General features: G+C 65.0%; 36 protein-coding genes. 30 read left to right on the forward strand and 6 right to left on the reverse strand.

Annotated features, from left to right (window positions below; genetic code table 11):
- Positions 1 to 36 precede the first annotated feature (36 nt).
- The 17 genes from N2K99_RS18725 to N2K99_RS18805 all read left to right on the forward strand — a co-directional run bounded on the left by N2K99_RS18725 (position 37) and on the right by N2K99_RS18805 (position 9,354).
- Positions 37 to 684, forward strand: coding sequence for a hypothetical protein (locus tag N2K99_RS18725; protein ID WP_227934743.1), 648 nt, complete (start codon positions 37 to 39; stop codon positions 682 to 684).
- A 77-nt stretch (positions 685 to 761) separates the two neighbouring features.
- On the forward strand, positions 762 to 1,874 hold the full coding sequence (locus N2K99_RS18730; protein ID WP_227934744.1) for an RNA polymerase sigma factor RpoD/SigA: 1,113 nt from the start codon (positions 762 to 764) through the stop codon (positions 1,872 to 1,874).
- Positions 1,875 to 1,948: 74 nt separating this feature from the next.
- Positions 1,949 to 2,341, forward strand: a complete 393-nt coding sequence (locus tag N2K99_RS18735) for a hypothetical protein (protein WP_227934745.1) — start codon at positions 1,949 to 1,951, stop codon at positions 2,339 to 2,341.
- The gene (locus N2K99_RS18740) at positions 2,338 to 3,000 is read left to right on the forward strand and encodes a hypothetical protein (RefSeq protein ID WP_227934746.1); all 663 of its coding nucleotides are present in this window, start codon (positions 2,338 to 2,340) and stop codon (positions 2,998 to 3,000) included. Before N2K99_RS18735 ends, N2K99_RS18740 begins: the two co-directional genes overlap by 4 nt.
- Before the next feature lie 107 nt (positions 3,001 to 3,107).
- The gene (locus tag N2K99_RS18745; RefSeq protein ID WP_227934747.1) at positions 3,108 to 3,332 is read left to right on the forward strand and encodes a hypothetical protein; all 225 of its coding nucleotides are present in this window, start codon (positions 3,108 to 3,110) and stop codon (positions 3,330 to 3,332) included.
- The gene (locus N2K99_RS18750; protein WP_227934748.1) at positions 3,325 to 3,735 is read left to right on the forward strand and encodes a hypothetical protein; all 411 of its coding nucleotides are present in this window, start codon (positions 3,325 to 3,327) and stop codon (positions 3,733 to 3,735) included. The genes N2K99_RS18745 and N2K99_RS18750 overlap by 8 nt, the downstream gene beginning before the upstream one ends.
- Before the next feature lie 201 nt (positions 3,736 to 3,936).
- Complete coding sequence (locus tag N2K99_RS18755; protein ID WP_227934749.1) at positions 3,937 to 4,326, forward strand: hypothetical protein; 390 nt, start codon at positions 3,937 to 3,939, stop codon at positions 4,324 to 4,326.
- The gene (locus tag N2K99_RS18760; protein ID WP_227934750.1) at positions 4,323 to 5,048 is read left to right on the forward strand and encodes a hypothetical protein; all 726 of its coding nucleotides are present in this window, start codon (positions 4,323 to 4,325) and stop codon (positions 5,046 to 5,048) included. The genes N2K99_RS18755 and N2K99_RS18760 overlap by 4 nt, the downstream gene beginning before the upstream one ends.
- An 18-nt stretch (positions 5,049 to 5,066) precedes the next feature.
- Complete coding sequence (locus tag N2K99_RS18765; protein ID WP_227934751.1) at positions 5,067 to 5,387, forward strand: hypothetical protein; 321 nt, start codon at positions 5,067 to 5,069, stop codon at positions 5,385 to 5,387.
- Positions 5,388 to 5,464: 77 nt separating this feature from the next.
- The gene (locus N2K99_RS18770; RefSeq protein ID WP_227934752.1) at positions 5,465 to 5,758 is read left to right on the forward strand and encodes a hypothetical protein; all 294 of its coding nucleotides are present in this window, start codon (positions 5,465 to 5,467) and stop codon (positions 5,756 to 5,758) included.
- Between the two features lie 44 nt (positions 5,759 to 5,802).
- On the forward strand, positions 5,803 to 6,078 hold the full coding sequence (locus tag N2K99_RS18775) for a hypothetical protein (RefSeq protein ID WP_227934753.1): 276 nt from the start codon (positions 5,803 to 5,805) through the stop codon (positions 6,076 to 6,078).
- The gene (locus tag N2K99_RS18780) at positions 6,075 to 6,395 is read left to right on the forward strand and encodes a hypothetical protein (RefSeq protein WP_227934754.1); all 321 of its coding nucleotides are present in this window, start codon (positions 6,075 to 6,077) and stop codon (positions 6,393 to 6,395) included. The genes N2K99_RS18775 and N2K99_RS18780 overlap by 4 nt, the downstream gene beginning before the upstream one ends.
- A gap of 5 nt (positions 6,396 to 6,400) precedes the next feature.
- Entirely contained in the window at positions 6,401 to 6,700 is a 300-nt protein-coding gene (locus N2K99_RS18785; protein WP_227934755.1) for a hypothetical protein, read from the forward strand.
- Between the two features lie 123 nt (positions 6,701 to 6,823).
- Entirely contained in the window at positions 6,824 to 7,033 is a 210-nt protein-coding gene (locus tag N2K99_RS18790) for a hypothetical protein (protein WP_260554889.1), read from the forward strand.
- A gap of 228 nt (positions 7,034 to 7,261) precedes the next feature.
- Complete coding sequence (locus tag N2K99_RS18795) at positions 7,262 to 8,260, forward strand: ATP-dependent DNA ligase (RefSeq protein WP_227934757.1); 999 nt, start codon at positions 7,262 to 7,264, stop codon at positions 8,258 to 8,260.
- Between the two features lie 40 nt (positions 8,261 to 8,300).
- A complete protein-coding gene (locus N2K99_RS18800) occupies positions 8,301 to 8,675 on the forward strand; it encodes a hypothetical protein (protein ID WP_227934758.1) in 375 nt (124 codons plus the stop codon).
- 175 nt (positions 8,676 to 8,850) lie between these two features.
- Entirely contained in the window at positions 8,851 to 9,354 is a 504-nt protein-coding gene (locus tag N2K99_RS18805) for a hypothetical protein (RefSeq protein ID WP_227934759.1), read from the forward strand.
- A 79-nt stretch (positions 9,355 to 9,433) separates the two neighbouring features.
- Here N2K99_RS18805 and N2K99_RS18810 read toward each other — a convergent pair whose 3' ends face one another.
- Genes N2K99_RS18810 through N2K99_RS18835 form a run of 6 tightly spaced genes read right to left on the reverse strand, consistent with a single transcriptional unit; the run spans position 9,434 to position 11,917 of the window.
- Positions 9,434 to 9,877 (reverse strand): hypothetical protein, encoded by a 444-nt coding sequence (locus tag N2K99_RS18810; protein WP_227934760.1) that lies wholly within the window; start codon positions 9,875 to 9,877, stop codon positions 9,434 to 9,436.
- Positions 9,878 to 9,910: 33 nt separating this feature from the next.
- Complete coding sequence (locus N2K99_RS18815; RefSeq protein ID WP_227934761.1) at positions 9,911 to 10,126, reverse strand: hypothetical protein; 216 nt, start codon at positions 10,124 to 10,126, stop codon at positions 9,911 to 9,913.
- Between the two features lie 3 nt (positions 10,127 to 10,129).
- On the reverse strand, positions 10,130 to 10,465 hold the full coding sequence (locus N2K99_RS18820; protein ID WP_227934762.1) for a hypothetical protein: 336 nt from the start codon (positions 10,463 to 10,465) through the stop codon (positions 10,130 to 10,132).
- Positions 10,462 to 10,920, reverse strand: coding sequence for a hypothetical protein (locus N2K99_RS18825; protein WP_227934763.1), 459 nt, complete (start codon positions 10,918 to 10,920; stop codon positions 10,462 to 10,464). The genes N2K99_RS18820 and N2K99_RS18825 overlap by 4 nt, the downstream gene beginning before the upstream one ends.
- On the reverse strand, positions 10,920 to 11,402 hold the full coding sequence (locus tag N2K99_RS18830; RefSeq protein WP_227934764.1) for a hypothetical protein: 483 nt from the start codon (positions 11,400 to 11,402) through the stop codon (positions 10,920 to 10,922). The genes N2K99_RS18825 and N2K99_RS18830 overlap by 1 nt, the downstream gene beginning before the upstream one ends.
- Entirely contained in the window at positions 11,399 to 11,917 is a 519-nt protein-coding gene (locus N2K99_RS18835; RefSeq protein ID WP_227934765.1) for a hypothetical protein, read from the reverse strand. Before N2K99_RS18835 ends, N2K99_RS18830 begins: the two co-directional genes overlap by 4 nt.
- Before the next feature lie 139 nt (positions 11,918 to 12,056).
- Between N2K99_RS18835 and N2K99_RS18840 the strand changes: the two genes are divergently transcribed.
- The 13 genes from N2K99_RS18840 to N2K99_RS18900 all read left to right on the forward strand — a co-directional run bounded on the left by N2K99_RS18840 (position 12,057) and on the right by N2K99_RS18900 (position 19,975).
- Positions 12,057 to 12,398 carry a hypothetical protein gene (locus N2K99_RS18840; protein ID WP_227934766.1) on the forward strand — a complete coding sequence of 114 codons (342 nt, stop codon included), beginning with the start codon at positions 12,057 to 12,059 and terminating at the stop codon, positions 12,396 to 12,398.
- A gap of 87 nt (positions 12,399 to 12,485) precedes the next feature.
- Entirely contained in the window at positions 12,486 to 13,235 is a 750-nt protein-coding gene (locus N2K99_RS18845) for a hypothetical protein (protein ID WP_227934767.1), read from the forward strand.
- 39 nt (positions 13,236 to 13,274) lie between these two features.
- A complete protein-coding gene (locus tag N2K99_RS18850) occupies positions 13,275 to 14,051 on the forward strand; it encodes a hypothetical protein (RefSeq protein WP_227934768.1) in 777 nt (258 codons plus the stop codon).
- Between the two features lie 64 nt (positions 14,052 to 14,115).
- Complete coding sequence (locus N2K99_RS18855; protein WP_227934769.1) at positions 14,116 to 14,352, forward strand: hypothetical protein; 237 nt, start codon at positions 14,116 to 14,118, stop codon at positions 14,350 to 14,352.
- Between the two features lie 142 nt (positions 14,353 to 14,494).
- Positions 14,495 to 15,124, forward strand: a complete 630-nt coding sequence (locus tag N2K99_RS18860; protein ID WP_227934770.1) for a hypothetical protein — start codon at positions 14,495 to 14,497, stop codon at positions 15,122 to 15,124.
- Between the two features lie 250 nt (positions 15,125 to 15,374).
- Positions 15,375 to 16,172 carry a hypothetical protein gene (locus N2K99_RS18865; protein ID WP_227934771.1) on the forward strand — a complete coding sequence of 266 codons (798 nt, stop codon included), beginning with the start codon at positions 15,375 to 15,377 and terminating at the stop codon, positions 16,170 to 16,172.
- A gap of 13 nt (positions 16,173 to 16,185) precedes the next feature.
- Positions 16,186 to 16,602: a hypothetical protein gene (locus N2K99_RS18870; protein ID WP_227934772.1), complete on the forward strand. Its 417-nt coding sequence runs from the start codon at positions 16,186 to 16,188 to the stop codon at positions 16,600 to 16,602.
- A gap of 79 nt (positions 16,603 to 16,681) precedes the next feature.
- Entirely contained in the window at positions 16,682 to 17,134 is a 453-nt protein-coding gene (locus N2K99_RS18875; RefSeq protein ID WP_227934773.1) for a hypothetical protein, read from the forward strand.
- Positions 17,135 to 17,220: 86 nt separating this feature from the next.
- Positions 17,221 to 17,688, forward strand: a complete 468-nt coding sequence (locus N2K99_RS18880) for a hypothetical protein (RefSeq protein WP_227934774.1) — start codon at positions 17,221 to 17,223, stop codon at positions 17,686 to 17,688.
- A gap of 88 nt (positions 17,689 to 17,776) precedes the next feature.
- A complete protein-coding gene (locus tag N2K99_RS18885) occupies positions 17,777 to 18,169 on the forward strand; it encodes a hypothetical protein (protein ID WP_227934775.1) in 393 nt (130 codons plus the stop codon).
- A 63-nt stretch (positions 18,170 to 18,232) separates the two neighbouring features.
- Entirely contained in the window at positions 18,233 to 18,439 is a 207-nt protein-coding gene (locus tag N2K99_RS18890) for a hypothetical protein (protein ID WP_227934776.1), read from the forward strand.
- Positions 18,439 to 18,669, forward strand: coding sequence for a hypothetical protein (locus tag N2K99_RS18895; RefSeq protein WP_227934777.1), 231 nt, complete (start codon positions 18,439 to 18,441; stop codon positions 18,667 to 18,669). The genes N2K99_RS18890 and N2K99_RS18895 overlap by 1 nt, the downstream gene beginning before the upstream one ends.
- Positions 18,659 to 19,975 carry a CAP domain-containing protein gene (locus tag N2K99_RS18900; RefSeq protein WP_227934778.1) on the forward strand — a complete coding sequence of 439 codons (1,317 nt, stop codon included), beginning with the start codon at positions 18,659 to 18,661 and terminating at the stop codon, positions 19,973 to 19,975. The genes N2K99_RS18895 and N2K99_RS18900 overlap by 11 nt, the downstream gene beginning before the upstream one ends.
- Positions 19,976 to 19,999 lie beyond the last annotated feature (24 nt).

Here is a 19,999-nt window from a genome sequence, read left to right on the forward strand (position 1 = left end):
CCGGCACACCGGCATCCCGCCGACGAAAGGCCCTCCATGTTCACCGCTCCCGCCCGCAAGCTGGCAAACGCCCTGGTAAACGCTTCGCTCTTCGTGGATTCAAAGCCCGGCGAGCACCGTGGACACCTGGCCGGCATCCGGGTCCGGGTCACCTCATCCCTGCTGGATGCAACCGGAACGGACGCCTACATCCTCGCCCAGGGGCGCACTGAAGGAACCAGCCCCGGAGATGAATGGGCTGCCCTGCTGTCGGCCGTCGAACTCAAGCCGGCCCTGGCCGCCCTGAAACGCGCCCGCGGCAATGCCGGAGTCGACTTCGACGGCTCCTCCGTCATCTTCACCATCGCCGATGAGACGTTCGAAGTACCCGTCATGGAAGGCGTGGATAAGTTCGCCGGCATGGACAGCCTCTTCCCCGCTGCCGTGGAGCACCGCAACAGCCCCGGCTACATGGCCCTGGACCCGGCACTCCTGGCGAAGCTGGGAAAGCTGAAGGACTACGACGCCGCCAACACCAGGGTCGAACGTTTCCACCCGCATTCGCTGGCCATCGGGCTGAACCCTGATTCGGGCAAGCCCGCAGTTGCCGCCTTCGGCCCGGATTTCCGTCTGGTGATCGCGGTCCGGCGTACCTCCGGCATCCCGGTGGAGCTGGACGAAGTCTGCACCGGCTGGGCCTCCTGACCTTTCCCGGGCGCCGGTCCAGCCCGGGCCGGCACCCGGTGGGGACAAACACCTGGTCGTCCGCACACATGAGGGACATGAACGAGATCCATCCCGCCGACAGGGCCGAGAACGCCGAAGCATCCTACGAAGGACCGGCGTCCCCGGACCACGAACGGAGGCGCGCCGACGACATCAAGACCTATCTGTCGACCATCGGCCGGTACAAGCTCCTCAAGCCCGAAGAGGAGAAGGAACTCGGTGCTGCCATCGAAGCGGGCCTGTATGCACAGCACCTGCTCGGGGACGGAACCGAACGCAGCCGCAGGGAAGCCCTGGACCTCGAGCTGCTGGCCCGCCGCGGACGGGAAGCAAACGATAAGTTCTTCCACGCCAACCTTCGCCTCGTCGTCTCCATCGCACGCCGCTTCGGCGGCCGCGGCATGGATCTCCTGGACATCATCCAGGAAGGCAACATCGGACTGATGACCGCCGTGGAGCGCTTCGATTACACGATGGACATCAAGTTCTCCACCTACGCCACCTGGTGGATCAGGCAGGCCGTAAGCCGTGCCGTCGCCGACCAGAGCCGCACCATCCGTTTCCCGATCCACTACCACGACGTCATCACGAAGTTCCATGCCGTCACCACAAAGCTGGAAGGGACCCTGGGACGTTTCCCTGAAGCGGAAGAGGTCGCCGAAGCCACCGGCATGGCCGTGGAAGCCGTACTCCTGGCCCGCCGCCGCACCCAGCCGATCCTTTCGCTGGATGCCCGCATCAACGACGGCGACGAGGACGACGAAGGCCTGGAAGGCTTCGACGCGCGCTACCAGACCATCCATGAGCCGGAGGCTCCGGACCCGTTCGACTTTGCCGAGCACCACGACCTGAACCGGGCACTGACCAGCGCGCTGGATCTTCTCCCGGCGCGCGAAGCGCACATCCTGGCACTGCGGCACGGTCTTACCGACGGACTCCCGCGCACCCTCCAGGAAACCGGCGACATCCTGGGCCTCACCCGCGAACGTATCCGCCAGCTGGAAGTCAAAGCGATCGACACCCTCCGCCAGCCGGAGAACACCGGTGCCCTCATGGACTTCTTCGAACCCGACCAGGGCTACACCGTCCCCGTCCGCACTGTCCGGCGCCGCACGGCCAAGGTCCTGCCGTTCCTTCCTGCGGCCGAACAGACACTGGCCGCAGCCTAAACAGGACGGCACCTACGGGCAGCGGCGCCGGCCTGCCGGTGAAAGGTCCGCACCTGTCCGCACACATAGGGGATATGAACACGAACCTTGAGCAGATCACCCAGATGGCAGCCGACGCCAGCAACCCTGAGTGGCTTATCAGCACTGCCCGTGGGGATATGACCACCCGCGGGCAGGAGTACTTCCACCTGGTTGAGGAAGCCCTGGATGAGCGGTACGGACGCAACGCACTGGACTTCGGTACGGACCACCGCACCGCGTACTTGACGGTTGCCGCGGTGAACTCTGCCCCCGTGATGGCAGCGTCACTGCTTTCCCTCTCCGCCCTGGCTGAGTCGATCCCCGACGACGCCCCCGAAGCGCTGCGTGAAATGGCTGCCGCCATCCTCGACGCCGCCGCTTCGGTTCCCGATGTCCGCCCGGCGCCGGGCCATCTCTCCGAAAAGAAAGAAGGGGCAGCAGCATGAGCCTTTCGCATCCGATGACCTTCAACGGGGTCACCTACCGGGCCCGCCGGGCCATCATCGTAAAGAGCCACTTCGGTATCTCCGACCACGGCGGCGTGATGACCATCGACCTGCACCTGTCCTACCCCGACGGCGGCCCCGGCCTTACCAGCATCGGCGGCTATGCCCTTGACGGCAAGGCAGTACGCGGAGAACGCACCAGCACCGCCTACGGCATGGACTACGCAGTGAAGGTCATGGCTGCGGTCGGTGCAAGCTCATGGGAAGACGTCCAGGGCCGCGAATGCCTGGCATTGTTCTCCGTCCCCTCAAGCTCTGAATCCGACGACGAGGACTTCTGGGGCCGGCACCCCGTGGGCATCGCCACCTCCGACGGCACGAACGCCTTCTTCCCGCAGACCCACTCCGCCTTCTGGGCCGAGCGCGGCACCGCTGCACCGAAACCTTCCGAAGAGCTGTCCGGCTCACAGCTGTCACAGCTGCCTGCAGGATCCAGCGTCGGCTTCATCAACAAGACGGACGCCTCCTCGGGGGTGGCCATCTGCGGCGGGAACGGACTCTGGTCGGCAACAGGCATCGGAGACGACCTCGATGACTACGCCCTCTGGGCACGCACCGCCCGCATCTACTACCTCGGCACAGTCATTCCGGCCGTATGAGCGACGGTGCGCGCGGAGGAAACATTCTCCTCATTCCGGAAAACACAGAAGAATGGAACAGCAACAGTTCACACGCGGCCAACCGCCACCCCGAAAGGACACCCGCATTGGGCACCCCCGTCGACGACCTCGCCCAGCTGACGGCGCTCGAACCCGGAACCTCCGTCCGCGTCTCCGGGCGCATCGGACCGGGGCTGGCCCTGCGCAACGAGGACGGCAGCTGGTCGGCCACCGGTATCAGCACTCCGCTGTGCGACGAGGAACTCTGGGAGTACTTCGGCTCGATCACCGTTCTGTCCCGGCCGCGCATGATGGAGGGTGAGTGTGCCTGAGCCCGTGACCCCTGCCGCGGCGCTGCTGGAGGAAATCACAGCCGCCCACCAGTTCACCCATTCCACTGAAGGCGACGGATGGTCCGAACCCCTGGTGGAGAGCTACGACTGCTCGTGCAGCCACAGCCATTACGGCTTCTGGGTGCAGGAAGACCCCCGGCACACCGGCCGGCGTGAACTCCACGACGACGTCGGGACGTTCCTCAATGAGCACTCAGCCCACCTGGTCCGCGTGCTCGCCCCTGCCCTCGAGGCAGCCTGGGATGCCGGCCATGAGTCAGGCACACGGCAGGCTGCCCGGCCCACCCGCATCGACCTGGCCGGCGACCACAACCCCTACCGCCGCGGTCAGGACACCGTAGCCAGCCAGGCAGTCCGGTACCCCCGCCGTCCTGTGGAATAACGTCAGTGCTGCCAGCCCCGCCGGGCAAGACCGGCGGGGCTTTTCCATGCCCGGGTGGCGCCCCGTCGAGAGATCCGCCGTCCTCCGCACACATAGAGCCCATAAGCACCCTGCAACAGGGGATGCCCGCCAAACTTTTCCGGGCGCCGGCTTCCAAGGCCCCGCACACTGTCCATAACTGCCCGAACGGGAGTACACCAAGTGAATGAAAGACCGCAGTCCGCATCTGCAGCCGCAGAGCCCCTCCTTCTTGCCGCCCCGGAGTCCGTCGTCCTCGAAATGAACAAGCCGGCACGGCCCGTCTTCGCCGTCCAGCGCCCGCTGTCCCTGACCCGTTCCATCGAGATCGCCGATGCTCTCACATCGCTTCACGGGACAGGGATCACCGTCGAGGAGATGGGGAACCGGTTCGTATTCTTCACCCCCGGCCGCCGCTGCTCGTGCCTGCACTGCTGCAGGTACCTGGCATTCTTCGCCGACCGCTCCCCTGAACACGTCATGGCCATGCCGTGCACCGAATGCGGCAACGACCGGTGCCCGAGGGCCATCCGCCACACCCAGAACTGCACCGGCGGGGCAAAAGCCCTGTGAGCACGACACCTCCGGACCTTGCCACCGTGGACCTCACCTCCGAGGGCCTCGTCATCACCCTGCTGGACGGCACCGCCTACACGGCAGTCTTCTCCTTCCCGGTCCCCATGGAGAAGCGGACCTGCACCGACGGCAGTCACGGCAAAGCATTCCCCGACGTCCTCGTCACCGACGAAAAGGGCCTTGCCGCCCACTGGCACATCGGAGGCCGGGCGAAGCTTCCCGAGGTGGTGAACAACGCCGTAGCCTCACACTTCAAGGACGTGGTGGAAAGAGAGCATGCCGCCGCCGGTTACCGCCGCCTGCTTCCCGTCCCCGAGGCCGTCGTCGAACAGTTCCGCCAGACCGACCCTGACGCGACGGTTGAAGAGATCCGCCTGGCCGACGCCGCACACCGCGGAATGGTTGCAGACCTTGGCATGGGTTCGCGCACCACCGCCCTGTGGATTGCCCGGAACTACATTCAGGCCGAGGTGCACTACGCTGTGGTCGAAGACCTTGAAGCCGACGTCGTGGAACTGGAAGATAAAAACCGGGACCTGAATGAGCAGGTGGAGAGCCACTCCGAGTGCTCCAGTTCCGGCGAAGACGAGCCCTCGCCCAAGGTTGCCGGAATCCTGAGCGCCGTAGAACTTCTGCGCACCCAGGGCGCCAAAGTGCTTGAGTTCCGTGCCGGCCGGGACGACGTCGAGAAGGTGATCGACCTGCTCGACGCTGCGTAGCCCAGGAAGGGGCGTGCCATGACTGCCATCATCGAGCAGAATGCCGTTGGCAACCGGAGAGAGTTCACCCTCACCGTGTCCGCCCATGCGGACATCAGCCGCGGCGGCGGATCCGTTCGGCAGACACTCATCCAGGCAAGGGCAGCCCGCACGCCCGACGGCTACACCAGCGCCGACACCAGGGTGCTCAGTGACGACTTCACCTGGACAACCATCCTCAGCCTGACCGGCGACATGGCTGCCGTTCCGGAGCCGGCACCCGGGGAAGACTTCATCCAGACCCTGAAGAATTACGGGCTGGACCTGGTCGAACGGACCATCCGGATCATCTCGCTTTAGGGGCGGGGAGAGATCCTGCAGCGTCCGCACACATAAAGGGGTACCGGCACTTCCGGCCGGACCTACCGAAAGACCCCATGGACGAACAGGCTCCCGCAACCGCGTACCCGCGCACCTTTACGACCTTCGTTGATCTGCGTGACGGCCTCGATGAGCTGAACTACGAGCTCGGCATCGACGCCACCGGTATCACCACAGGATCCGGCACGGCGTTCTGGTTCGCCTACTGCACCGATCCCGACGGCCTCTGGTGTGTGGAATCCGGCCACCCCGGCGAAAGACTTGCCGACGACGGATGCTACGACACCCTCCCGCTGGACACCGTCCGCGGAATGGGCCCCTGGACAATTCTCTGGGCACCGGCCAGCTGACCTTCCCCGCGGCCGCGACGGCGGCTGCCCTACCGAAAGATTTCATGAAGAACCTGAAAGCATCCATCCGTACAGCCCTGGGCAACAGCCGCGGCTACACCATCGCAGACGTCCTGATCGGCGTCATCGTCACGGGCATCCTGGGCTTCGTCGCCATCGGATCCATTTACGCCGTGGATTCCGGAGTGGCACTGGGCAGCTACTTCATTGGCGTCGCCGCCGTTGCAGGGGTAGGCGGACTGGGCTACTACGCGTACACCCTGTGGAAGAAGAGCACTGCAGCCGGCGGAACCAAGATCGGCCAGGTGCCGGGCCAGTGACGAGGAGCGGGACCGTATCCGCACGGAAGGCCCTGGGCAGCACCCGCGGCAGCGCCCTGCTCGAGATGATTATCGGGCTGGCCATCACGATGATGCTGTTCCTCGCAGTCACCTCTTCAGTGAACGCCATGGCCGGGGACGGACTGATCAGCACTTCAGCAATGATCAATGCTGGCCTGGTTGCCGGCGCCGTCCTCCTGGCAGCCGGTCTGGGAACCTACGTCTTTTTGCTGTGGAAGCGCGTCTCCGGAGTACAGGCCGCCGAAGCTGAGACGGCCGCCCGTGAAGCCAAAGCAGCATCGGTGCAACACCTGTGAACCCTTTGAAGCCACAGTCCGCGCGTTCAGCCCTGGGTAGCTCCCGCGGCGGGCTCGACCTCGCCTCCCTGCTGATCTGCATCGTCATCGTTGCTTTGCTGGCTGCCGGTTTCCTGGGCGCAGTGCAGGCTGCCGGGTATGGATCCGTCGGTGGTCCGGTTCAGGATGAGTTCGATATGTCCGGCATCGTGAACTATGCGGTCGCCGGCGTCACGGTTATTGTCGCTGCTGCCCTTGGTGCCTACGCGTACAGGCTGTGGAAGAAGACCGCCGCTGCCGGCACCGGCCCGAAGGGCGTGGCATGAAGGCGCCTGAAGGCCCCTCCCGGGGTCCCGACCGACAACCCGGCGTTCAACCGCCTGGTCTCCGCCATTGCCTTGACGATCAGCCAGCATCAGCCGGTGCGCCGCGGCGAGGGGAAGGTGGGCATGACGTGCCGGTTCCGGCTGTGCCGGGAGCCGATCTTCCTGACCCGCGGTGACGGTGCGAACCATCAGTCATTCGAGATCATCCGGACCATCCGGGAGACTGCCGGTGACGCCGCCATGGAAGAAGATCCCGAAGACATGGCCAGAGCTGCATCCGACCTGATCGAACTACTCGGGCTTGATACCGGGGACGCCCCGGCAGTGGAGTAGGCACCAGGGGGGGGTTGGAGGTCCACCCCCCCCCTGACACGAACAACCCACACCAGGAGGGACCGCCGCTGCCCGCCGTGGTAGCGTACGGTGCGCAGGACCCGTTGGCTGTCCGACCGCAGCCAGAGGGCCCTGCATTTCGCGGCCCCCCGGTTCTCCGGGGGGCTTCTGCGTTCCCGGGAAGGACCCCCACTCCCCCATAGCTGACGGCACGCGTAGCATCTGCCCATGATCGGGCTCCCGGATTCCCTGTCGCCGCCGCAACCGATGGCACTGGCCCGGCCGGTGGAATCAATCCCCGCCGCCGGCGCCCTCCCGGGAGGCTGCCTGTACGAACCCAAATGGGACGGCTTCCGCGCCGGGGTCTACACCGGGGAACTGGGAACACAGATCTGGTCCCGGAATGCCCGAGACCTCACCGGACGCTTCCCCGACCTCGTCGAAGCCGTCCGCAGCCAGCTTCCACCCGGTTACGTCCTGGATGCCGAAGCGGTCATCTGGTCGGGGGAACGCACCGACTTCGCCGCACTGCAGGCCCGGATGAGCGCGGGGCGGCGGACGCTGCCTGACATGGTCCGCCGGGCGCCGGCGTCCCTGGCGGTCTTTGACCTGCTGGCCGTGGCCGGACGCGACATCAGGGACCTGCCCCTGCATATCCGCCGGACACTGCTGGAGGAACTGGCCGCCGACTGGGAACCGCCGCTGAACCTCTGCCCCTTCACCGCGGACAGGGATACGGCGGAACAATGGTTCACCGACCTGCCCGCGGCCGGAATCGAAGGGCTCGTCATCAAGGGAGCCGGACAACCGTACCGGGGCGGGGAACGCCAGTGGCTGAAGATACGCCATCGAAACCCGGTCGACGTCGTGTGCGCTGCGGTCCTGGGAACCCGGGCCCGCCCGGCTGCCCTCATCCTCGGACTGCCTTCCCGCGGACGGCTGCGGATCGTGGGCAGGACGGCCCCCTTGAAGAAAGACGCTGCGGTGCGCGCCGGACGGATCCTTGAACCTGCCGGAGAGAACCATCCCTGGCCGGAAACCATCAGCCCGCGGATCCTGGACCGGTTCACCGAGAACAAAGATCCGGTCCGCCTGGTCCGGGTGGCGCCGGTCACCGTCGAGGTTTCCGCGGACACCGCCTTCGAGAACGGATCATTCCGCCACCCGGTACGTTTCCTCAGGCTGCGCCCCGATCTGGATCCGGTCGGGGTAACCGACCCCTCCTAGGGTGGGCAGGGACCCGGCTATCTCCGCACACATAAGGGGCATGGAAACCGCAACAGCCCCGCAGAACAGATTTGATGTCCATCAGGACTCGCTGACGGCCGCCGCCTCTCTTACCCTCGCCCTCGCAGAGGCAGACCGGTGGACGTCCCCCAAACTTGCCGAGGCCTGGGCGGCGGAGAACGGTTTCACTGCCGAGACCGTCCACGATCCCTTCCGTTTCGATGAGCTGCACCGCCCGGGTGCGCTGGTTGTCCAGGCCGGGAACGTTGAGATAGCTCTCCGGACCGTCGACAGCTTCCACGAAACGGTCACCCTGCAGGGAAGGCTCTCATTCCTCAGCACACTGGAGGACTTCGACCTCGGCGGCTGGGGCGGGGCAGTCACCTTCCTCTACCCGTGCGAACAGCCCGCATAACGGACGGCACTATCCGCTGTCCTGCCCGCCTCCACCGGGTCCGCCCGGACTGGGTCCGGAAAGCGTTCAAAATCGTGACCGGATTACCGGCAGAACATCATGCGTTGTGCTGGATTCCCATTTACAGAACGTGTGTAATAAGCCCTACCACTCCAACCGATAGGCCCATTCCTTCATGAACTCAGAACTGGCTTCAGTGCTCTTTCTCCTGATACCGCTTGTCATCGCATTCATGGTGATCAAGAAATTCGTCGACGCGTGGACCGGAAAGAGCGCAACGAAGAGTGTGGATCGAAAGTACAAGAGGCGCGACAGGGTTGATTCCAAGTGCCGTAAGCGCCTTGAGTCCCTTGGCTTTACCTACACGGGGAGCGAGCACGAACGCATCCCCCCAGTCACTTACCAGAAGTACGTCCGGACCGAGAAAAACGGCGACACACTCGAAGTACGGCATACCTCGGCTGATCACGGAAAGATGCAGCAGGGGAAGGTCACACTCATTGTCACCAGGTATAGAAGAAACCTCGAAATCTTCAGGGACGGAAGCAGCTGGCGGCCATTCGGGCTCTTCGGCTTCAGCGGAGGTTATATCGACCAGGCCATTTCACGGGCCACCCGAAGGAAGTTTACGAAAGAACAGCCGGCAGTTTCCGACTCCCGTTACTCCGGGCGGGGATAAAGCACCCGCTGCACAAGATCAGCACAGACAAGGAAGGCCCCGCCACCCAAAAAGTGTGGCGGGGCCTTCAACGTTCAGGTTAGTCCTCTTCGGCCGGCGGCAGGCCTGCCGCTTCCTCCCTCACGGAGTCGATGGCTTCCTTGATCCGGGCCGGGCTCGGGTCCGCTCCGAGGTTCTCGGAAACGTAAATCTCTTCCTGGACTTCTGCTTCGACGGCGACGACCGTGGTTCCGTCTTCGGTTTCGCCAATGACCAGTTCCCGACCCATGTCCTCGCGCCAGTACCGCAGGGCGCCGTCCTTCACCGGGTAGTCGCCGTTGTAGGGTTCCAGGGTGCCGTCGACGCCTGCCTCATACAGGGAGGCCGGGAAGGCGCGTTCGCCTTCGTCCCACCAGGACATATCGTGGTCCGCCCCGTTGGGATTGCTGAGTTCGACACCGGTCGGCTCGCTCTGCTCTTTGGCTGCGAACTGGCCGCCGTTGCCGGCCTGGCCGACATCCTTCTTACGCGTGTTTTCTGTCATAGCCATGTTGTGTGCGGCTGCAGCCCGCTGTGCCTAACCCCGCTCAACCGGTGTTGCACTTGTGTCCACGACGGGGCCGAGCTGGGCGGCGAAGTCGGCAGCCCACTGCTCCTCGTTGCCTTCACCGACGGTGAATTCCCAGTGCCGGCGTTCCTGGCTGACCATGACGGTCCCGTCGTTGTCGGGCACGACCCGCAGGATGGTGTCCGCGTTGATGTACTTGCCGTCGATCTTGACCATGGTGGGCATCGTCTATTCCTTCTGTTCAGTCGTGGGCTCCGCGATGGCAGCCTCGGCGGATGTTCCTTCAGCGGCTGCAGAACCTGTGACCTGCCCGGAGAACGCCTTGCTCATGTGCTCCGACAGCTGAGGGCCGCATACCAGCACCAACGTCGCGCCGACGGCCATAAAAGCCAGGTGAAGCCAACCCTTGGGCCATACCTGCTGATCTTTGTCGACCATCCTGGCGAAGATCATCTTCACGCCGGACACTGCGATTCCCAGCCCGAAGACCGCGCCTATGCCCCACAGGACGGCGGGTCCAAAGACACTGAAGATGGTGTCGGCGATGCCTGGTGTTTCTGTCATTTCTTCCTCTGGTTGGGGTTGCCGAGGCTGGCAGGCTCCTGTGTATTTGAGAGGCTTCGCTCGAGCGCCGAGTCGAAAGCCTGCTCGAAGTCGATTCGCTCACGCACCGTGCGCGGGCGGACGTCGGGGTGGATCCGGCACTGCACGGTCTTGTCCCGCAGCATGGTCCCGCACAGGCATTCCCGTCCGGCGCCGGCTTCTGCGGCTTCCAGGCGGGCGATCAGTGTCAGGACAGTGTCCGGGTCCGCTGCGGTAATGAAGGCGGCAACGTTCCGTCCGTAATCCGCGAACCGGGTGCTGACCGTGCAGATCTCCGCGAACTGGCCGCGGCCACCGGCCTCCACCACGATCGGGTCGCCGTGGACGTTGGGCCAGACTTCCCAGTTCCGGGCCGGGACAGCCTCTGCGGCGGCCTTCAGCAGCTGCAGGTTCGGTCCGTCCGTAGCGGCACCCATCAGCCCTGCACCTCGGCAAGAGGAAGTTCTGCTGCTGCCTGGACCATATGGAATTCGGCGTCCCCGTCCTGGACCAGCTTCACTTCGATGACACCGGAGGCACCCTCAACGACGAAGGTTTCGCCTGCACTGATGGACGCACTCCGGATGGCTCCGGCCATGGCCTCAGCTTCGTCGTCACTGACGGTGACCCCGTACGTGTTTTCAGCCCATTCCTGGACGATGCCAATATGCCCTTCGTCGGCCGACGGACGTGCCTTCCATTCCTGAAGACAGGAGATGCCGCCGACGATGAACGCCCCGGCCAGACCCAGGCAACCGATGCTGACCAGCAGCCATCTGGACTTGTACCAGCCCTTCTCCCCGAAGGGGAAGACGGCCACGGCGGCAATCAGCGGAAGGATGGCTGTCATCAATGCCAGCAAGCCCGTGAGCAAACCGTCCCTTGCGGACGAGTCGATGGCGATGAGTTCTGCGGTCATGGCATCTCTTTCGCGGCGGCAGGCTCCCAGATGACGGTGAGGTCGCCGTAGTAGCGCACTGCAGCGCCCACGGGGATCGGGTCATGGTTATGGTCGGGGCTGGATCCGAAGAACTCATTGCCGGAGTAGGAGTAGACGCGCCGGAGCAACTTCGGCCAGGACGGGTTGTGCCGGATGCCGAGGCCGCGGACGAGCGAGCCTTCCGGCAAAGCCAGCAGCTCCTCTTCGGTGGTGATAGCCCGGCCCTGACCGTCCTTGTCTGCATCAACGATGATGATGACGGTCTGTTCAGGGCGGATGAGCAGCCCGGCGGACGGGATGTTGTTGCTGTCGGTCCCGGCTTCAAGGAGCGTCCACCCGGAGCCGTAGCGCAGGAACGCCTCGGGCCACTTGTCGTCGGCACTGTTCAGGATGATGGCAATGGACCCCTGCGTAAGGGCATCCAGTCCGGCGGCATCTTTTACTTCCCTGTGCAGGGGCTGTGCACCGTCGGGCGTCGTGTCATTGATGGTCATGCTCCCTATGTGTGCGGAGCTGCCCGAAGCCGTCTACGCCGGGGTTCGGACTGGCCCGCTCGGGGAGGGAAAGCGGGACGTCCGCACACATAATCAGTACCGGCGATAGTCGGTGAGACCTCCTCGAAAGGAACCTTCTGTGTTCGACTTTTCCCTCTTCGCCGTGTTCGCCGAACTCGCATCAAGCCCGCAGAAGCTGGCTGTGGCCTTGGCCGTTTTCGCGGCCGGGTTCGCCGTCCTGTACATGGTCAACAAGGTAAAAATGGATGTTGAATCCGACTGGTTCGTCTCCGTGGTCTTCGCAGGTGACGAGGAGCTCGCCGCACGCGGCACCCCGGCCCTGATCAACGACTGCGCCCGCATGGAGGAAATTGCCCTCGATGTAAACAACCGTGCAGGGGTCAACCGCTCGTGGATCAACGAGGACGCCGTCAACGGCCAGCTCATGCGGCTCAAGGCGGCACTGACGGCGAACCGCTGACAACAGGCCGGGGCGGATCTATGGCCGTCCCGGCACCCCGCCGGCGCTCCGGGGAGGACCAATGCCCTGTCCGCACACATAGGGGGCATGGATACCAACCCTGTCTTCAACAACGGTTTCGATAGTGACGTCTTCATCCGCTTCCTCAGCGAGTCCCTGGCCGACCGCGGCGTGCCGGTGGATGAACGTGTCCGGGAAGCGGTGCTGGAAGCCCGCGGGAAGATCGCCGATCTGGAAGTCGAACGGCTTATCCGCTCTGCCCGCGCGAAACCGCAGGGCACCGGCAGGAACCTCGTCGCCGAGCTGGAGGCCCGGGACCATTCCCCGAGCCTGGCCGAGTTCCGTGAAATGGAAGCGGTCGACTCCAACATCTTCTGGCGTCTGGAATCCGGCGACCACCAGAACCTGCTCGATGCCGCGATGGAGGAAATCGACGAACTCAAGGCTGCCCTGCGCCGGGTCACCCCCGTCCGCGGCCGCAACGGGCTCACCAATGCCGCCGCCCTCATGCACGCTGCATTCACGGCACGGCACCTGCGTATGCCCTTCGAAACGAACGGCACCGAGCTGGCTGACTGGCTCCAGGAACGGGCCCTTTACTGCCTGAACCCCGATGCCGACATGGCCTCCCTGCTGACCATCACCAGCCGCCGTGAAGTGGACGAGATGCCCTACGGCACCACTATCTTCACCGGTGATACGCGGCTGGCGATCAATATGCCCCCGGACCCGGCCAACGGGCTGCGCGGACCGGTCTGGACTGACTGCCTCACCGGCCGGCGCATCAGCAACTTCGCCGTACCGGTGCGCATCATTCCCGGCTACCGGGAGGACTAGGCGGGGAGCTGCCGCGGTCCTTCCGCACACATGGAAGTCATGTCACAGACCGCGCTCACAGGCACAGCCGAATACACCACCTACCGGGTCCCCGCCGAGGGCAAGGGATACCGGAAGGAACATACAGCCTCCCTCAGCATCGAAGTCCGGCAGGCCTCGTCACTGCAGGCGCCGGTGGCAGCCCTCCTGCCCGGCAGCGACCGCTTCCGTACGGTATTCCCGCAGCGGATGGCCGAGCTCCGCACCGTCGACGGCCTGCTGTACCGCAGGCTCCTGAACGCTGACCGGCAGCCCGTGAAACCCGGGAGCAAAGACCTCAACACCTCATTCGGACGCCACTCCAGCGCCGTTGAAGCCCGCGAGGCTATCCGCGCCGGGCTCGCCCGGCTCATCCTCATTGACGGTGCCCTGTGGGAGCAGGTTGAAGAGCCGGTTATCGAGGTCGGGCAGATATTCACCGAAGTGATTCCCGGGCCTTCGGACCGCGGTGCCTGGCAGGTCTTTGCCCTGACCGAATACGACGCCGCGGTCGCAGCGGGAAAGGCCGTGGATGCGAGTGAGGCACGCTTCAGCCGCAAGCCCCGTCTGCCGCTGCCCCGGGTGGAAGTGTTCATCCCATCGGTGTTCACCATGACCACCAGCGCCGAGCGGGTTGCACAGGCCCGTACTGCTGCCGCGGGCAGGGTAGCCCGTGCCCGGGACATCCTCAGGAATGAAAGCCCGGAGGCCATGACGCGGGCATCCCGGATACTCATGAAGGCTGCCAATGAGCTGAGCCGGCAGACCGGAGAGAGCAGCTTCAGCGACGAGGACTGAGCACGGCCGGCCATCAACCCCAACCGGGTCTTACGGCCCGGTTGACACCCAACAGAAAGAGAACATGAGCAACCATCAGCACGCCGACATGCCCGCCAAGAAGGTCCTCGCCAGGGCCATCTTCATTCCCACCGCCATCACCCTGGGCATGGCTGTCTACTTTGCCACCACCGGCGAATGGCTCCTGGCAGGATTCATGGCCGTCGTCAGCACCGGCAGCCTGATCACCTACCCCTGGTACAAGCGCCAGCTCGCTGCGCGGGACGCTGCTGCCGCGAAGGTCGAAAACACCGAAAGCTGAGCTGTCATCACACACCGGTACGCCCGTCTGGGAAATCTCCTAGACGGGCTTGGTTTTTGCTGGAGACGGGGACAGACCGGGGACGGTCCGCACACATAAGGAGTATGACCGGCAAGGTCCCCACACGACTGAAGGAAAATCCATGCCCACCGTTACCCGCGAAAAGATCCGCCTGGAGCTGCGCCGTGCCACCGGCCGGCACAACAGTGATTCAACCCCCGAGGTGGAGTTCCGCACGTACAGCGGCACCCTTTCCTGGGACGTCAGCCGCAACACCCTCGACCTGATTTCCCCTGAGACGGGAGAAATCATCGTCCGCCTGAGTAAAGACGCGACGGGGCTGCCTGCGAACACGGTCCTCCTCAAGGACGTCCCCCACCCGGCACTCATCCGCGGCGTGATTCCCGAAGCCGCCGGCTCCCTGGCCAGCCTGCGCACCCTCGGGGTCATCAAGCACAACCCCCGCGTTGTCTACGAAGGACAGCGCTCTGCCGTGGAACTGGTCGAGGACCTTGGCGCTGCAGCACAGGCCGCCTCCACCCGGACCGCCGTCGTGACCCTCTTCAAGAGCAGCGGCAAATACTCCTTCAAATCCGCCTGGAGGGTGCCCGTCAATGCCATTGAACCGGTCGACATGCTCCTGAGCCCGGACTTCCAGCAGGTCAAGGGCGGTGCTGTCCTCGTTGAAGCCGAAGCCGGTGAGGAGTACCCCGAGGCCGAGAATTGGGGCTACCCCCAGCTGTTCACCGCAGAACGGGCAGGTCAGGCATGATGACCGCCGGAGCCGGTGCGGTAACCACAAGTGGAAAACCGACCGTAAGAGTGCCGCTGCGGTAGGCCCTGCCCCGGCATCGGCTGCTGATACCTGCATCCCGGTGGCTTCACGGTCACCGGGATGCAGGCGCGATGCTCCACGGCTAAGCTCGGAGGCACATGACCGGTTCCGCCTGCCCCAACAGGCCCAGGGCCGGTCTTCATTTTCCCCGGGGAGACCCTTCGCCGCGTCCGCACACATAGGGGACATGAGCACCCCGAACCCCTCTGCCATGTACAGGTGCACGGCCACATACTCCAGCACCGAGACGGTCGACGGCCTCCCGGTCGTGACCCGTGGAATCCTGACCCTGACCCTTCCGCTGCGTGAAGCCACCATCGAAGAAGCACCGGTCGCCGCACTCGTTCCATCCGGCGACAACCTCGATGCCGTCCCGGGCTCACGGCTGGCCGAGATCCGTGTCCTGGACGGGGTCTTCTTCCGCCAGCCGCGTACCCCGTCCGGCGGGGGCATCCCGCCCTGGTCCGACTGGGCCGACGTCCTTATCGGCCGGCACATCGACGGTACCCATGGAAGCGAAGATGAAGCCCGCGGGGCCATCCTGGATGCCACCTCCGGTCTGATCCTCATCAACGGCGAAATGTGGGTGCGCATCCACGAGCCCTTCCTGTACGTGACCCGTCACGGCTACAGGGTGGACGTCGTAACGACAGGGCCGACCGGAGAGGAGCCCCAGCGCCGGTTCGCCCTGACCGAGGCCCGTCATGCCCTGGCGGCAGCGCGCGCCGAATCCCTGCGCGACGGTGTCATTCCCATCCCGGAACTGGATGTGCGCATCCTCATTCCCGGCCTGTTCTCCGTGGACAACAGGCCGGAACGCATTGCCGAGGCACAGGCCAACACGGTTGCCAAGGCCTGGGAGGCCGTCGCCGAGCTGATGAAGGCAAACCCCACCGTCCCGACGCCGGCCGACATCCGGACCGCAGTCGAAACACTTGAAAAGGCGGCCGAAGAACTCGCCGCCCTGACGTTCCCGCGCAACTGAAGACAGGAAAACCATGAACTTCATCGACGAAGCACGCGCCCGCCTCGAAGCGGCAGCACAGAAATACGGCGGCCTCATTGAGACCCGCCGCGCCGACCACGAACAGGCACGCCTGCTGATCGAAATGGAGAATGCGCTCCAGGCCCGCATCACCAACCTGCTGACTCTGGCCGGACTGGGTATTGAAGAATCCCCTGCAGCCGCGGCAGAGGCAGCCGCCCTTCTCGCCGGAAGCGACTCCGCCGCCGAGGTGGTCATCCGGGAATTCTGCGAAGAGATCCAGATCGCCGGCAACGATTACCACGCACGCATCACTGCCGGACAGATCGTGAACCTGCTCGCCGGACGTGACCCCAACGACGACGGCGCCCTGATGTCCTCATTCGTCCCGCCCGCTCCCCCGACTGTCCTCCCGTCCCTGGCTGCCTGACCCGAAGGACCGCCATGACCACCGACATCGTTGCCGCGTTCAAGGGAGTGAAGTAAATATGCACCTCGGAGCAGGAGGAGTGAGCACGCTGAACGGTTTCGGGAATGCGATTCTCCGGATCGAGGCCGAACGCATGGAGGAGGCCCGCCGAGCCATCGAAGCAGGCTGGACGCCCGAAAGCCATCCGGACACCTGCTGCCCGGAGCCGGTCAGGGTTCCTGTCCCCCGTCCGGCACCCGATCCCGGGTATGCTGCCGTGCGCCGCCGGTCGGCAGAGGCAAGAGTGTCCCGCCTCAAGGAGCGCCTCGCCGGTCTGGAGCAGACCGGTCACCCGGCCCGCCGTGCCGACGCCGGCGAGATCAACGTTCCGTTCCATCGGCGCGAGCGGGCCACCAATGCAGCCATCAGCCGCGGCGTCCAGGAAGCCGACCTTCGCGCCAAGCTGGCACACGCTGAATCACGCATCCGGTACTGGGCGGAAAGGGAAGCCGCAGTGAGCGGTCCGGACCGGGGCGCGGGTGCCGGACGGTGAGATTTGGGCTTCACTCCGCACACATATCTTCCGTAGCACCCAACCCTTCCCCGTCCATTGGCGGGGACCTCACGACGAAGGAACACATGAGCACCGTTACGCCCCCGGCAGATGACACCGTAAACACCCGCGAGAGCATCGCCGTACCCGACATCTTCTCCTACGTCACCCCCGGGGCCTGGTCGGTATCCCTCATCCGGACGTCGTCCCAGATCTTGTCCCTGTCCGTAGCAGTGGCAGCGGTCCGGGCCAATGTGAAGGGCTCCCGCGCTTCGGTGGCGGCCGGGGTCGCAGCAATCGCAGCAACTGTCCTGTACAAGCGGTGCCATAAGACCTCCTTCATGAAAGAGGCTTTCCTCGAAGAGTTCGGCATCACCCTGGCCGGCTCCCCGCTGAGGTTCAGCGACTTCACCAAGGCACGCAAGGACGGCGGCTTCCCGTTCATTGCATCCGTGGACGGAGTCCGCGGCATCTACACCCTGCACGAAAAGGATGACCGGATCAGCGTTACCGACCCGGCCGGCGTCAAGCTCCAGCGCATCTCCCGCCGCTAGCAAAGACAAGCACCGGCACCGGATCGGCCTGATTCCGGTGCCGGTGCTTGCGGGCAGAGTTCCGCCGGCGTCCGCACACATAGGGGTTATGACTACAGACAAAAACCTCCCCCTGCCCTCCGAGCCCAACACTGAACAGGTTCAGGCCAGGAAGGCGAAGACGGGTGGAAGCAGCCGCCGCGGCGCGCTGGCCGACGTCATGGAAGCAATCGGTTCATGGGTGACCGGTGCCGTCATCGTCGCAGTCGCCGCTGCCTGTCTCTTCGGCCCCGCCTTCGTCTCCGAACTCCGGGAGGACGAGATCATGTCCGTGCTGGACTTGAGCGACGAACAGCTTGAGGACACCCCGATGGGCGATCTGGTCGACATCCGCAAATACGTCGACGAGTACGAAACCGACGACGAAGTGAACCGGCGCGCTGCCGAGAAGGCCGGGAAGATTCTGGACAGCACCATCGAGCAGCGCCTCGACCGGAACTAGCAGCCGAGGCCGGCGGGCAGAGACTCCGTGCTGTCCGCACACATAGGTGGAGGAGCGGGCGCCGTGCCTGCTGAAAGACCGAAGGACACCATGGAACCCACGCTTCTGGCCCAGCTGCAGGCCCTCGCGGAAAACCTCTCCACGGAGCAGGACCCGAACTACAAGGAGGAGTGGGAGCGCGGATACGACTCCGGCATGATGGCCGCCGGCCGCCTCCTGAAAGACGTACTCGCAGCAGCGGGTAAGCCGGCCGAAGAGAAGGCCTCCTGATGGCCGTCCAGGAAGAAACCGGTCCCGTGCTGGTCACCGTCTACTGCGACGAGTGCGGCATCGAGGAAACCCACGACTACCTGGTCCCGGCCGGACAGGACAGCCTCGCTGTCGCCCGCCGCCACCTCAACATGAACCTTGGCTGGGAAACCGGCGCCCGCGCAGATCTCTGCCCGGCCTGCCTTCCGACCCCCGCCGCCACCAATACCGAAAGTACCCGTGAAGTCTAACCACGAACGCCCGGCCGCACGCCGCGCGCGCATCCTGTCCCTGACCGCCCTCGCACCGCTGATGCTTGCCGCCTGCTCCGGCCCGGCCGCAGCACCCGAACACGCTGCCTCCCAGCCCTCGCCCCCTGCAGGCAAACACTTCGGCAACGTTGAGAAAGCCAGTCCGGAGACCGGCGGCAACGTCGGGAAGATCCCCGGCGCCGTGATTGAAGTGCTTCCTGCGGACGATCCTTCTGCCGTACCTGAAGGGGAGGCCACCGAGCCTGCACCGGCGGCGGCGGAGCCTGCGGTCTTCACCTCCGGCACACCGGCACACGTTGTCCGTGCCGGGGACACCCTGCAGTCCATCGCGGACGGAAACGGATGGGGCAGCTGGTCCGAGGTTGCCGCGCACAACAACATCCCGGCCCCGTACATTCTCTTCGAAGGCCAGAGCGTCTCCTCCCCGTCCGCAGGTTCCGCCTCCGCTCAGCCGGCCGGCCTTACCCTCACCCCGGCTCCTGCTGCAGCTGTGAAGGAAACCCCTGCCGAGGCCCCCGCGGTGGAAGCCGAACCTGACAGCTCCCCGGCCGCACCGGTCGAAGAGGCTGAAGAAGCTGAAGCGCCTGCACCGATCGAAGATGCACAGCCTGAGCCCGTCCGGACTCCGGCCAAGGCTCCGGTCGTCGAGAAGCCGGTGGCGGCTGAACCTGTCATCGTCACGCCGGTCGTTGAAGCTTCGCCCGCCCCGGAACCTGCCGTCGACACCCCGGCAGCTGAGCCCGCACCCGCCCCGGCTCCGGTGGAAACCCCCGAACCTGTCGTGACTCCCGTCGAACCGGAACCCGTCGTCCAGGCACCTGCCGCCCCGGCACCCGTAGTCACGGAACCGGCTGTCACAGCTCCTGTCGTCACAGCACCGGTGTCCGGATCCTCGGAATTCGCCCAGCGGTCGCTGGAACTGATCAACGAGTACCGGACCGCCAGCGGTGTGCACGCCCTTGCGTACGACCCGGCTCTCGAGGCCCTGGCAGTGAACTGGGCCGGTTCGCAGAAGGACGCCATCGACGCCAACGGATGGGCCGGTGTCGCCCACAACCCCGACCTGGTGAACCAGCTTCCGGGCAACTGGTCGAACTACGCGGAGAACATCGCGGTCAACTACTCGCCGGAGGACATGTTCCAGTGGTGGACGAACTCCCCGTCGCACAACTCCGCCATGCTCTCCCCCGCGCTTGATTCATTCGGCTTCGGTTCCGCGGAACTGGATCCGCAGTCCTGGCTGGCCGGCAACCACGTAGGCGTCCAGGTCTTCGCCCGGTACTGACCCGCACCGGCCGACATCAACCTC

The sequence above is a fragment of the Arthrobacter sp. zg-Y1110 genome (genome assembly GCF_025244865.1).
Lineage (GTDB): Bacteria > Actinomycetota > Actinomycetes > Actinomycetales > Micrococcaceae > Arthrobacter_B.